The following is an 859-nucleotide window of genomic DNA, read 5'->3' as shown; positions in this document are numbered from 1 at the left end:
GAGGGGCTCCTCAAGCCGTTTGAAGCCGACGACCAGATCGTCCAGACGGCGGCGCAGGCCCCGCGCGCGGGAACGCCCGCCTTCCGCGCCCAGCAGCCAGCGTCGCAGTTCGGCCGCCTCCAGCCCGGAAAATTCCGTCGCGAAGGCGCCGTCCGCCGCGTCGGCGATATGGTGGCCCTCGTCGAAAACGTAGCGGGTGGGGGTATTGTCTTCCTGTTCGACGGGCAGGTCGGCAATGCCGGCCGGGCTGGCCCAGGCCGCCTGCGCCATAACCAGCGCGTGGTTCGCGATGACCAGATCGGCGTGCCGGGCCCGGCGGATCGAGTGTTCGACAAAGCAGCGTTGATAATGCGGGCAGGCGCCGTGAATGCATTCGCCGCGGCGGTCGGCCAGAGCGGCGACCTGCCCCGCTCCCATCAGGTCGCCAAACCAGCCGGGCAGGTCGCCGCCCATCAGGTCGCCGTCGCGGCTGGCCGTGGCCCAGCGCGCGATCAGGCAGAGCGTGATCAGGGCCCCCGGCGACGCATCGCGGCCGCGGTTGAGCACGGTGTTGACCCAGTCCTCCATGTTCAGCAGGCACAGATAATTCTCGCGCCCCTTGCGCACGACGACGTGCTGGCGCCGGACGGTGTCGTCGGCGTGCAGCCGCGTCGTCTCGGCCTCGATCTGCCGCTGGAGGTGCTTGGTGTAGGTGCTGATCCAGACGGCGCCGTCGTTCTGCTCCGCCCAGACGCTGGCGGGGGCGAGGTAGCCGAGCGTCTTGCCGGTGCCCGTCCCGGCCTCGGCCAGAAGCACCTGCGGATCCCCGATATGGGCGCGCGGCGCGAAGGCGTGGGTGGCGACGGAGGCGAAGTCGGCC

1 pseudogene is annotated in these 859 nt (G+C 70.8%); it reads right to left on the bottom strand.

The annotated features are described in order from the left end of the window. Nucleotides 1-859: pseudogene (locus tag HUK82_RS16970) on the bottom strand (ATP-dependent DNA helicase); the annotation flags it as partial.

This window comes from Ameyamaea chiangmaiensis (assembly GCF_013376175.1).
Classification (GTDB): Bacteria; Pseudomonadota; Alphaproteobacteria; order Acetobacterales; family Acetobacteraceae; genus Ameyamaea; species Ameyamaea chiangmaiensis.
Note: the sequence above shows the minus strand (reverse complement) of the source record. Positions and strands in the feature narration are given on the sequence as shown.